General features: G+C 45.7%; 12 protein-coding genes and 1 pseudogene. 7 read left to right on the top strand and 6 right to left on the bottom strand.

Annotated elements, in window-relative coordinates; translation table 11 throughout:
* Positions 1 to 53 precede the first annotated feature (53 nt).
* The 3 genes from H2C83_RS11005 to H2C83_RS11015 form a co-directional block, all read right to left on the bottom strand.
* Positions 54 to 1,025, bottom strand: a complete 972-nt coding sequence (locus H2C83_RS11005) for an ABC transporter ATP-binding protein (protein ID WP_181740672.1) — start codon at positions 1,023 to 1,025, stop codon at positions 54 to 56.
* On the bottom strand, positions 1,012 to 2,004 hold the full coding sequence (locus tag H2C83_RS11010) for an ABC transporter ATP-binding protein (RefSeq protein WP_181740674.1): 993 nt from the start codon (positions 2,002 to 2,004) through the stop codon (positions 1,012 to 1,014). The genes H2C83_RS11005 and H2C83_RS11010 overlap by 14 nt, the downstream gene beginning before the upstream one ends.
* Positions 2,005 to 2,342: 338 nt before the next feature.
* Positions 2,343 to 3,167 (bottom strand): bifunctional hydroxymethylpyrimidine kinase/phosphomethylpyrimidine kinase, encoded by an 825-nt coding sequence (locus H2C83_RS11015; protein ID WP_181740676.1) that lies wholly within the window; start codon positions 3,165 to 3,167, stop codon positions 2,343 to 2,345.
* A gap of 178 nt (positions 3,168 to 3,345) precedes the next feature.
* On the opposite strand from H2C83_RS11015, the gene H2C83_RS11020 reads away from it, so the two are divergent.
* From H2C83_RS11020 to H2C83_RS11030, 3 genes are all read left to right on the top strand, one after another.
* Positions 3,346 to 4,839: an FAD-dependent thymidylate synthase gene (locus H2C83_RS11020; RefSeq protein WP_181740677.1), complete on the top strand. Its 1,494-nt coding sequence runs from the start codon at positions 3,346 to 3,348 to the stop codon at positions 4,837 to 4,839.
* A gap of 135 nt (positions 4,840 to 4,974) precedes the next feature.
* The gene (locus H2C83_RS11025) at positions 4,975 to 5,316 is read left to right on the top strand and encodes a hypothetical protein (RefSeq protein WP_181740679.1); all 342 of its coding nucleotides are present in this window, start codon (positions 4,975 to 4,977) and stop codon (positions 5,314 to 5,316) included.
* Positions 5,313 to 5,699, top strand: coding sequence for a hypothetical protein (locus H2C83_RS11030; RefSeq protein ID WP_181740681.1), 387 nt, complete (start codon positions 5,313 to 5,315; stop codon positions 5,697 to 5,699). The genes H2C83_RS11025 and H2C83_RS11030 overlap by 4 nt, the downstream gene beginning before the upstream one ends.
* A gap of 299 nt (positions 5,700 to 5,998) precedes the next feature.
* On the opposite strand, the gene H2C83_RS11035 is transcribed toward H2C83_RS11030, so the two are convergent.
* The 3 genes from H2C83_RS11035 to pilM all read right to left on the bottom strand — a co-directional run bounded on the left by H2C83_RS11035 (position 5,999) and on the right by pilM (position 8,215).
* Positions 5,999 to 6,595, bottom strand: coding sequence for a hypothetical protein (locus H2C83_RS11035; RefSeq protein WP_181740683.1), 597 nt, complete (start codon positions 6,593 to 6,595; stop codon positions 5,999 to 6,001).
* 73 nt (positions 6,596 to 6,668) lie between these two features.
* Complete coding sequence (locus tag H2C83_RS11040; protein WP_181740685.1) at positions 6,669 to 7,220, bottom strand: hypothetical protein; 552 nt, start codon at positions 7,218 to 7,220, stop codon at positions 6,669 to 6,671.
* A 17-nt stretch (positions 7,221 to 7,237) separates the two neighbouring features.
* Positions 7,238 to 8,215, bottom strand: a complete 978-nt coding sequence (pilM, locus tag H2C83_RS11045) for a type IV pilus biogenesis protein PilM (protein ID WP_181740687.1) — start codon at positions 8,213 to 8,215, stop codon at positions 7,238 to 7,240.
* A 314-nt stretch (positions 8,216 to 8,529) separates the two neighbouring features.
* On the opposite strand from pilM, the gene H2C83_RS11050 reads away from it, so the two are divergent.
* The 4 genes and pseudogenes from H2C83_RS11050 to H2C83_RS11060 form a co-directional block, all read left to right on the top strand.
* Positions 8,530 to 9,078, top strand: coding sequence for a hypothetical protein (locus H2C83_RS11050; RefSeq protein WP_181740689.1), 549 nt, complete (start codon positions 8,530 to 8,532; stop codon positions 9,076 to 9,078).
* A 118-nt stretch (positions 9,079 to 9,196) separates the two neighbouring features.
* Positions 9,197 to 9,655, top strand: a pseudogene (locus H2C83_RS18580) (DNRLRE domain-containing protein); the annotation flags it as partial.
* Positions 9,656 to 9,672: 17 nt separating this feature from the next.
* Entirely contained in the window at positions 9,673 to 9,936 is a 264-nt protein-coding gene (locus tag H2C83_RS18585; protein WP_376766359.1) for a DNRLRE domain-containing protein, read from the top strand.
* Positions 9,885 to 11,264 (top strand): DUF6531 domain-containing protein (locus H2C83_RS11060; RefSeq protein ID WP_181740693.1); only part of this gene is annotated, 1,380 nt, incomplete at its 3' end. The genes H2C83_RS18585 and H2C83_RS11060, both read left to right, overlap by 52 nt.

Here is an 11,264-nt window from a genome sequence, read left to right on the forward strand (position 1 = left end):
TCATTGCCCCGTTCTCCTGCCAAATCATCCCCAGGTCAAACGGACAATTGACTTTATCCCCCTTTTTCCATCAAATGGCAGGCAACCATATGGCCGCCGCCGGCATCTTCAAAAACAGGCCTCTCCTCCCTGCAACGTTCAAATACATGAGGACAGCGGGGATGGAAGGCACATCCGGCAGGAGGCTTCTCGGGGCTTGGCACATCTCCTTTTAAAATCATGCGCTTCCTTTTTGCTTCCGGGTCCGGCACCGGAACAGCAGACAGCAATGCCCGGGTATACGGATGCAAAGGCTTGCTGTACAGTTCGTCCCGCGGCGAAAGCTCAATCATTCTTCCCAAATACATCACTCCGACCCGGTGACTGATATGTTTTACAACACTCAAGTCATGAGAGATAAAAATATAGGTCAGCGAAAACTGTTCCTGCAGGTCCATCATCAAATTCAAAACCTGCGACTGGATCGAAACATCGAGGGCGGACACCGGTTCATCGGCGACAATCAGCTTTGGCCTGGTGGACAGGGCCCGGGCAATCCCGATCCTTTGCCTTTGACCCCCACTGAATTGATGCGGATAGCGTTCGCCATGAAAAGGGTTCAAACCAACGACATGGAGCAGTTCCTGTACCTGTTCCTTCCGCTCTTTGGCCGTCCCGATCCCATGGACAATCAGCGGTTCCTCAAGGATATTGGCAATCTTCTGGCGGGGATTCAAAGACGCAAACGGATCCTGGAAAACCATTTGCAGATCGCGGCGGGTTTTTCTCATTTCGCCGGCACTCAGCTGAAACAGGTTTTTTCCGTCAAAGATCACTTCGCCGCCAGTCGGTTCATACAAACGGATCATCGTACGCCCGGTTGTGGATTTGCCACAGCCGGACTCACCGACAAAGCCCAGGACTTCCCCTTCTTCCACCGTAAAACTGACATCGTCCACAGCCCTGACTTCCCCGGTCTTTTTGCCGAACATTCCACCGTATACCGGAAAGCTCTTCTGCAAATTTCTCACGTCAAGCAGTACCATGTTCCTGTTCCCCCCCCTGATGCAAAAAACAGCGGCTCAAGTGTCCTTCAGCCACAGGACTTAAAGGCGGAACTTCTTTTTTACATCGTTCCATCACATCCTGACACCTTGGAGCAAACCGGCATCCAGCTGGCATATTATGAGGCGGCACGACCTGGCCGGGAATGGCATACAGCCGTTTCTGCCGCTCTTCCATTCCGGGAATGGACCTCAGCAATCCTTGTGTATAAGGATGACCAGGACTTTTATATAATGAGTAGCGGTCGGTTTCTTCCACTACCTGCCCGGCATACATAACGAAAACACGGTCACATAATTCTGCGATGATCCCCAGGTCGTGTGTGATCATTAAGATGGAGGTTCCAAACTCTTTATTCAACAGTCTCATTAAATCCAGGATTTGGGCCTGAATTGTCACATCCAATGCAGTGGTCGGTTCATCGGCAATCAACAGGCGGGGCTTTAAAATCATGGCCATCGCAATCATGACGCGTTGCCGCATTCCGCCTGACAGCTGATGGGGATATTCTCTCAGGATTCCCTCACGGGAAATACCCACTTTTTTTAACATCTCCAGGGAACGTTGCTCGGCTTCGCGCCTGGAACATGTCTCATGGGTGCGAATCGCCTCGGTTAACTGATTGCCAATCGTAAACAGAGGATTCAGAGAAGTCATCGGTTCCTGAAAAATCATGGCGATCTCTTTTCCGCGAATGTAACGCATTTTGCGCGAAGGTATCCTGACCAGATCTTTTCCCTCAAACAGGATCGAACCATTTACGATCTTTCCGGGAGGTTGAGGAACCAGTCCCATAATGCTTAACGAAGTTACGCTTTTACCGCAGCCGGACTCGCCGACCAATCCGACGATTTCCCCTTTATTGATGGTAAGGTCAACGCCATCTACGGCTTTAACCACCCCCTGATCCGTGAAAAAATGCAACTTTAATTGCTGAATCTCAAGCATGGGTTGAGCCAAATGAATCACCTCAAAAAAATTGATAAAAAACAGTGCACAGTTGAGGTCCCTGAAACAAACCGGGCTTGCAAATCTGCCAATAAGAGGATTGTGCCAGCCATACTTATCAACAAACCATTTTCTGTTTTTTATAATAATAAAAATATTACTAATTTGTTATATTCTCTGTAAAAATAAAAAATCCCTCTTTCGATAATAAATCTTTTTTCTTCCTGAGAACATCAATCATGACCCCTCGCCCATCCACAAAAAAACCGGGCAAAATTGCTTTTGCCCAGCTTTAAAGATCAAACGCTTTCCTGTCTTGAAACAGGTTGGTATTCGCCCCGTCCTGGTCTTTATTCCACATCATTTCCATTTTTTAAACGATATCCCATATGAAGTACCGACCCGACATATTGATTTAATGGAAATCCTCCGCGGATCGCCTCTGTGATGAATTCCTTGGCCACCCGGATTGCTTCCTGAACCGTTTTGCCTTTGGCAAGTTCTGCGGTAATCGCTGCGGAAAATGTACAACCGGCCCCGTGAATATATGGGGTATCAATCCGTTCTTCTTCCAGCACCCTGAAATCACGGCCATCATACAACACATCCACTGCCTTGTCGTGTTCCAGTTTGCTTCCCCCTTTGACAATCACCACTTTTGCTCCCAGTTCGTAAATTCTCACCGCTGCTTCTTTCATGTCCTCCACCGTTTTAAGCGGATGCATTTTGCTCAATTGCCCTGCTTCAAACAGATTGGGCGTAACGACCGTTGCCAGGGGCACCAGAATTTCCCGCAACGCATCCGCCAATTCCGGATGAAGTACTTCATCCGTTCCTTTGCATACCATGACCGGGTCAATGACAGCCGGAACCTGCTGTGACCGGATTGCCTCAGCGGCGGTTTCAATAATTTCCACAGAACCCAGCATTCCCGTTTTCATGGCATGAACGCCGATTCCTTGCAAAATGGTTTTTAATTGTGCCCGCAAGACATCTATGGAAATGGGAAATACCCGATGACTCCAGCGTTGGTCCGGGTCCATGGCCACAATCGTTGTCAACGCTGACATTCCATAGACACCACGTTCCTGGAAGGTTTTCAAATCAGCCTGAATGCCAGCGCCCCCACTGCTGTCTGATCCTGCAATTGTCAGTGTTTTATATCTTTCCGCCATATTTATCCTCCTAATTATCCCCATTTATTGGTTTAGTTTGTCTTTATTTACTTCAAATGATAATAAATTCTTTACGAATAAGAAAGGCTTAACTTATTTTATGGAAAGGCAATATTTTCACCGTTCCCCATTTGCAAAGAGTTTGCTAGAATGAAAGGCATGATAGGGGGATGGATGGATGAAACAGGAACAAAGGATTGACTTGACAAAGTATGTATCCAATCTCGACAAAAACGTCTACACCATTTTTAATCTGCCCGAAGAAGTAATCGCCGTCATTTTTGCCTACGTCAGCCGGTCTTCTGCCAGTTTTCGGGAAAATCTGGAAAAACTTTTATCTGATGAGGAGTTGCAAGTCACCCGGAACGCCTCAGGAATGGCCAGGGGATCTTCCGAAAAGGCGGCCCGCTTTCATGAAAAATGGGTTGTCAGTTATGGGCACAGCAGCGTTGCAGAACATGCTGTCGCCCATATCGGAATCGAGAAAATCAGCCGGCTGGCATCCGCCGAGCTGGAACTGGCCAATTCATTCAACAGTTTTACCGAATACAGCCAACGCTATCAACGCCCGAAACGGGGAGAATTTTATTTGCCTCCTGAACTGAATCGGCACCGGGAACTGAAACAGAAGTTTCTCGCTCTTCAGGAAAGGGCGTTTGACACTTATGACCAACTGATGCACGACTTGAATAATCATTTAATAGAAACGATTCCCCGGAAGCAGAACGAGTCGGATCGCGCTTACCGTTTACGTGTGGAAAAAATCGCTTTTGAAGATGCCCGCTATGTGCTTACCTTGGCTACCCTAACCAGTCTGGGCATGACTGGAAACGGCCGTGCCTTAAGAGACACGCTGATTCAGCTGTTATCCAGTCCGTATGACGAATGCCGGCAGCTGGCCAAAGCGATGGAACAGGAAATCAGCCAGGTCATCCCCACGTTGTTAAAATATGTAAAACCGAGTGACTATCTGCTCACAACAAAAAAACAGCTGGAAAATACTCTTTCACCGGAACCGGCTCCTTCGTCCCGGCCGGTGGAAGGTCCTGTGGCCCGCATGACCAAAATGCCTCCATATGAAGAAGCATTACTGGAACTTGCCACTCGCCTGATAATCAGCGAAACTTGCCTTTCTTATGCCGAAGCAAGACAACAGGCTCTCTCCTGTTCGACAAGACAACTGGAAGAAATGGCAGAAGCAGCCTTGTGCAACCTGAACTTTTTCGATAACCCGAGAGGTGAATTTCACCATCTCCATTACCAGTTTGAATTTATGATTTCCGAAGCGAATTGGCACCAGTTGCTTCGTCACAACCGCCGTACCCATTTTTCTTATGGTTTGCCAACGATTCGATTCGGTTATACCATTCCTCCCCACATCAGGGAAGCTGGACTGGAACCCGTCTACCGGGAGTTTTTACAGGAAGCGGAAAACATTTACCGGGAACTTTCAGCGTTTGACCCGCTCATTGCTCCCTATGCCGTTACCAATGCGCATCATCGCCAGGTCGTGGCAACTGCCAGTCTGTGGGAGTTGTATCATTTAATCAATTTGCGCACTTCCCCCGAAGCGCAATGGGACATCCGCCAGGCATTTATGTCGCTGCTGGAGGAATTGAAAGTTCATCATCCGGTATTCGCCAAATATGCGCAACGCCGCCTTGCCAACTGATCCGACAGCCGTGGCACGAAATCGTTTCGTTGCCATGGCTGTCTTTAAAAAGCATCTTGCAAGAAAACATCTTATGATTCCGGAAACGACACGATATAATAGAATTATCATGGGAAATGCGAGGTGATTCCAGATATGTTAAAAACTTTTGCCCAGAATGAATTGATCTCCAGCCATGACCTGGAAGAAATGAACAAGCAAAAATTGTTTGACGATCTCCTGCACACAAACAAAAAACTGGGGCTTGTCCATAACAACCGTTTGCGGGCCGTAATCCTGGATATCAATGCCTATGAACAGTTGATAAACCGGCTCGATGAACTGGAAGAGATGTATGAAGACATGAAATGGGGTGATACCTTAAAAGAACGCTTCACCATCCGGGAGACGGAATGGATTGAAAAACCGGAACATGTTTCCCGGCTCTCGTTTCTCCGTCAAATTCCGGATCAAAACAAAGGACCGACATCATTATGATTGAAAAGTATCATCCCCATTTTCGCGATGATCTGTTATTTATCGCCGGTGTTCTCGGCAAGAAACGATTTCAGGAATTTTTGCTGCAACTGGACCGGGCCATTGTCCAGGTGATCCGAAACCCCTATAAGGCTGCACGCTTGAAATATGCCCCGCTTACCGGATATCGCAAAAAAAAGTTTTTTTCCGTCGCCCGTCCCAAAAAAAAACAACGTCCGGACCTTCGCCTGATTTATCGCTATATTCCTGCTGAAAAAACCATTTATTTTGTCGCAGTCGGCTTCCGGATTGCCCAAAAGCCACGAAATCCGCATGATGTTTATCAGCGGACCCGAAAAAGGGATTTATCCTGTGGAAAAGAAACAGATTCTGCCTCTACCTGATTGCCCGGTTCAGAATAATCGCATTTTTTGTTTAACGGGAGATCAGGTATTTTTATTGTCCAAAAGAAAAACCGCTGTTTTAGCGGTTACAGAATATAAAAAAACTGTAAAGCCGATTTCTGGTCCAAGTAAAGGTCGATGTTTAACTACCGGTTTAACTCTTACTTAAGCTGTGACCTGTTCTATAACGAAAGTTCACAAACTTTTGTCATAATGGCTAAGTATTTATGGCAACTTCATTGCTAGTCAAAAAGATATTTTGCACAAACAGGATACTTATATGCTTTTGTAAATAACCTCTATTTTCCCTTTTTCAATCTTGAATCCTGGTAATAATACGCTGTCAAATAGATCGTTCCTGTTGCCGGCTTCTTTTCGTCTGTCCACTGGTACTTCCAGACTGTTACAGAGATCAGCCGGTCTCCCTTTTGCAATTCGTCGATTAATCGAATCCACTCTTCTTTGGTTGCCGCAACCTCTAACCTGATCCATACAGGCTGAAGAAATGGGTTTTTCTCATTTTCCATTCCTGTCTGCAAATCCGACGTCTGGCTCTTTCCTGCTTTTGCCTGGTCTGCGGGTAAAAAAGAATCGTAAGTTTCCGCTAACTGCATCTTGACAAGGGTTGCCTTCGAATTTCGTACAGCCTGGTCAATCTGTACCACAAATTCAGGATGATTCCCATCAACCGGAATTCTTTTTTCCAACGCCGGACTTTCCACATCGGGTAGTGCGTAATAAACGGAATCGGATATCTCTGTTTTGGAGTATCTCTTACTGTTTCCGACTAATGCGGAATATTCATGCTGCAGAAGCTGGTAATGGAGATAAAGTGGTCGTAAAAGAAAATAAACAAGTCCAACAATCCCCATTAACCCCAGACAACATACGATCAATAATGTTTGGCCTGTTTTTAGCCATCTCCGTTTGATTGGCTTACGAATAGCCGTTTCCCTCCTTTATGTATCTCTAATCCTGCTCAAGAACAAAATGAAACTGGATCACAACTTGCTTCCCTACCGCTTTGACGGGAGAGCCGGCACAAGAAGCACCAACGCAATCCACCCAGCCTTCCTGAAATACATTTTTCTGTTCGTTAACCATTTTGTTTACATAGCCAGACGCCACTTCTACGGAAGGGAAAAGCCCCCACAAATAAATATGATTCTTTTTTCCTTCCATCCGGAAGATTTTGGCTTGGTCTGGGAGGGCATCGGAAAGTAAATTAATGCATGTTTTCCATGAAATCTGGCTGTCTTCCAGCATGGCCACGGTTTCTTTATACTCCAAAAAAGGAGCCAGTTCCTGATTCCGTTTCTTTGCTTCTTTTTCTTTTTGCATGGCTTCCGCTGTTTTTTCCCGCAGGATGCTTGTTTGTTCTTCCAGGGGCTTAATTTTTTGTTCCAGCTTGTCTTTCGCCCAAAACACACCCCATCCTGCAAGGATGAAAACCAGAAGAATCAGAAGCAACCAGCCATAAAAAAAACGTTGCGAGAGCGGCCGCGGAGGAAGAAAGTTCATTTCCCGCTCTCCTCCTTTCAGTCCATCATTAATCCCAGCGGAACAGATAAGGAATTGCCGATCCATCGTGAAGCTCTTTCCCGCAAGTTGTCGGTCATGACCATCTCCGCAGGCGGAGCCAGTTTTACTTTCATTGAATGATTTTGAATGAGCCAGTTTTCCAACAGGGACAGGTCAATTCCTTCTCCTGCCAATATATACCGGGTGTTCGGGCATGAAAAGATTTTTTTCAGATCGTCAGGAATTCCTTCAAATACGATCTCCATCAAAGCTTGTCCATAGCAACTTACTTCTTCTTCTGTTTTCAGGACAGGGGTTAAAGGATCAGGGTACGGGCGATCTTTCCCAACCAGACAGGGAGTCATGGGAAGCTCGATCATATGGGCTCCCTGAAACATCCCATCGATGAAATAACTGATCTCCCCTTCGTTTTTGGATAAATAAAGCAGGATGAATGGAGAAGAGCTCAAATCCTCAATATGGTTAAGCCAGCGATACAAACCCAGTGGAGCCAGGTCAATATGAACGGGATCAAGTCCGCAATAATGAAGACACTTCGTTAATACATCGATATAAGAAGACGAAGTAATCGCCAGTAACACTTCCTGTTCATCTCCATCCACCCATACATGATTGATCAGATGATAATCAAAAACAGGATCGGAAAAAGGAAGATCCAACACAGGCAACAAATATTCCCTGAGCCAGCTGCGGTATTTTCTTTTCCGCATTTCCGGAACCATTACGCGTTTATATATCACATATTTGCTGTTAATCGCCACATGAACCCGTTTTGTATGTAAATCGCGGCCCAGCAAGGCTTCCTGAACGGACTGAATAAATTCTTCCCGTTCCCAAATCGATGATTCCCAGGACCAGATACTGGGTAATGGATGAACCACATACTGGTAAAGCCACATTTTGTTACGCCTTTTTTTTACCTCCGCCAGTTTGAAAAATGAAGGGGAAAGTTCAATTCCAATGTGATATGGCATGGATGGAATGCTCCTTTAAAGCGATTTCTAAACAAATAACAGCTTTTAAACAAAACTAATCATAGATATCACTTTTTTTGATCCTCGTATTAAACCGGAAATGTCTTTCATTGTTAATTCGATTATTTTCGTAATAATTAATTAATATAATTATATTTCAATGATTTAATTTGTAAATTATAATGTCATTATACTAAATCATTAAAACTAAAAATACTAATTAGTAGTTAGCAAATGATTTCCTTTTTGTTCTGAATGGTTCATTTTATTTCCATTTTTTGTAAAAAGAGGAGAAATTAATGAATCCCAAATGAATGAAAAGGCTGAGCTGGATCTCTTTCATTGTGATTGTCTCTTTAATGGGTGCAACTCTTTTACCCGGTTACTCAGATGCATACGCAGCCAATAAGGAGAAAAAAGAACTCTTTAACAGTCGGCAGGAAATCGTCGAGCTGCGGACAGAAAACTCCAAAACCTTTATCAAAGGCGACGGAAAAACGTATATTCAGGAAGAATACTCGGAACCCATCCACTACCAGGAAAATGGCACCTGGAAAGAGGTCGATAACCAGGTAATAGCCGTTTCAGGAACTAAAGCGTTAGACCCCGAACTGCCTTTCATCAACAAAGCAAACAAGTTCTGCATCGGATTCGCAAAACAATCAAAATCGGAAAAATTGGTCCGATTTCAAATGGGAAAAGCCAAAGTGGATTTCCGCCAGATCGACGGTGCAAACGTACCTGCCCAAACAAAGAATAATAAAGTCTCTTACGAAGGCGTCTATCCGGATACCGATCTGGTTTATCAAACAGATAACTCCGGTGTGAAAGAAAGAATGGATTCTCCACAAATACAGTGGTAAATCCACCTTTACAATGGGCATGAATGTGCAGAACGCTAAGCCGGTCCCGCAAAAAGACGGTTCCATCCAGTTTGTTGACAGCAAAGGGAACACCTTATTTACCATCCCCCGACCACTGATGGTAGACGCCAAGGACAGGATATCTCATAATGCCAAATTGGAACTGCGCACTGATGGAAAAGAAACCTACCTCGATCTGAAAGCGAACGAGAAATGGCTCCAAGATCCACAGCGCGCTTACCCGGTGGTGATTGACCCGTCCTTAACGATTCAAGGGACCACGGATACTTACGATGCGTTTGTCGGCAACAAAGACACAACTGTACAAAACACAAATTATGGTGGTTTGACTTACCTGATTACCGGAAACTATGTCGACTACGGGATCACTCGTTCCTTTATCAAATTTAAATTGCAACCTCTCTTGAGCGGAGCGCAAATCAGTTCAGCCAAACTTTATTTGAACCAGTATTCAACGGTTGCCAACCAGCAGGTCAACCTGTATCCGGTCACTTCCAATTGGACTTCATCCGACGTGAAGTGGGTCAATCAACCGACCATTGGCAGCCTGCTTTCCTCCACCATCGTCGGAGAGTGGGAGAATACAGCTGGGATCTCACTTCCCTCGCCCAGGACTGGTACAGCGGGACAACCAAAAACTACGGAGTCTCCCTTCGTCATCAGATTGAAACTAATGACCGGAAATCGTTCCGTTCCAGCGATTATGCGACTGACCCGACCAAAAAACCAAAGCATTCTGGACTTCCGCTGTCACCAACGTCAATACCCATAACGGAAACTTCTACTTGCCCGAATCGGATGTGGAAATCCCGGGGCGCGGCATCCCTGCCAGTGTAGCTCGCGCCTACAACAGCAAGTCGAACACGTCGGGACTTTTCAGTTACAGATGGACCTCCAATATCGAACAGCATCTCTATGACAGCGGAGACGGACCGATTCAGTACCGGGATGCTGACGGAACCCTGCACAGCTTTACCCCCAATGGAGACGGCACCTACCAAACATCTCAGGTGCTTCAATTAGATCTGACCAAAAAAGCAGACGGGACTTATGTACTTACCGATGCATCTCAAACTGAGTATCTCTTTACTACAACCGGATATTTAAACAAGATTATCGATACCAACGGAAACACGACAACAATCACCTGTTCCGGCGCTTATCCAACTACGATCACCGATGCATCGGGCCGCACCATTACGCTGACTTACAATGCCAACAACCGGGTAACCAAAATCACGGACCCGGTAAACCGAACCGTTGAGTATGGCTACAACGCCAGCGGAGATCTGACCACTGTCACGAAAAAAGATGCAGCGGGTGCAATCCTGTCAACCGTTTCCTACGGTTATGATCCCAGCCATAATCTGACCAGTCTGACCGACCCCAATGGAAATACAAAAACCGTTACCTGCACCACCGATGACAAAGTCGATACCATTTCTTATCCGATTACGGTTGGTAGAAAAGTCAAAACAGCTACCACAACGTTTACGTATGATACAGCAAACAAACTAACCACCGTCACCAACCCGAAAGCAATCAAAACCTTATACACCCACAACGACTACGGCAACGTGGTGCAAATCACGCAAGACCCCACGGGGCTTAATTATAAGCAAACCTTCACTTACAATAACGAAAACCAACTGACCAGCCAAAAAGATGCCAATGCGAATGCGAACAACAGTGAAGCGACCTACAATTACACCTATGATGCTAATGGGAACCTGAAAACAGTAACCAATTCCTTGGATGAGACAACTACGACGGTCTACGATAAAAACAACAACCCTGTTCAGGAAACCGATCCCGAAGGCAACACGACCATCAATGAATATGATGAAAACAACAACCAGACGTCTACTTCCGACGCGGCAAATAAATCTTCAGCGCAAAAAGTAGACAATTATGGCAACGTGACTGAATCCACCTCAGAGATGAGACCGGGCAACAATCTGGCAATCAACGGGAGTTTTGAAATTGACAAGAATGCAGACAACTGGCCCGATGACTGGACCAAAGTGGGTCCCGACCATGATGTGATCAGCCAGGATTCTGCGGGACTTACCACCGAAGGAATTACCCTGGGGCAAAAGAGTGTCAAAATCACGAACCCGACTGCTGCAACCGCGGTAGCCAGTACAAAAGTCCCGTATGATCCA

The sequence above is a fragment of the Thermoactinomyces mirandus genome, assembly GCF_013868055.1.
Lineage (GTDB): Bacteria > Bacillota > Bacilli > Thermoactinomycetales > Thermoactinomycetaceae > Thermoactinomyces > Thermoactinomyces mirandus.

Excerpts from the sequence above, each read along its gene's own strand:
- H2C83_RS11015 (WP_181740676.1), bottom strand. The coding sequence starts at position 3,167 with ATGGCGGAAAGATATAAAACACTGACAATTGCAGGATCAGACAGCAGT.
- H2C83_RS11030 (WP_181740681.1), top strand. The coding sequence starts at position 5,313 with ATGATTGAAAAGTATCATCCCCATTTTCGCGATGATCTGTTATTTATC.
- pilM (WP_181740687.1), bottom strand. The coding sequence starts at position 8,215 with ATGCCATATCACATTGGAATTGAACTTTCCCCTTCATTTTTCAAACTG.
- H2C83_RS11020 (WP_181740677.1), top strand. The coding sequence starts at position 3,346 with ATGAAACAGGAACAAAGGATTGACTTGACAAAGTATGTATCCAATCTC.
- H2C83_RS11025 (WP_181740679.1), top strand. The coding sequence starts at position 4,975 with ATGTTAAAAACTTTTGCCCAGAATGAATTGATCTCCAGCCATGACCTG.
- H2C83_RS11005 (WP_181740672.1), bottom strand. The coding sequence starts at position 1,025 with ATGGTACTGCTTGACGTGAGAAATTTGCAGAAGAGCTTTCCGGTATAC.
- H2C83_RS11050 (WP_181740689.1), top strand. The coding sequence starts at position 8,530 with ATGAAAAGGCTGAGCTGGATCTCTTTCATTGTGATTGTCTCTTTAATG.
- H2C83_RS11040 (WP_181740685.1), bottom strand. The coding sequence starts at position 7,220 with ATGAACTTTCTTCCTCCGCGGCCGCTCTCGCAACGTTTTTTTTATGGC.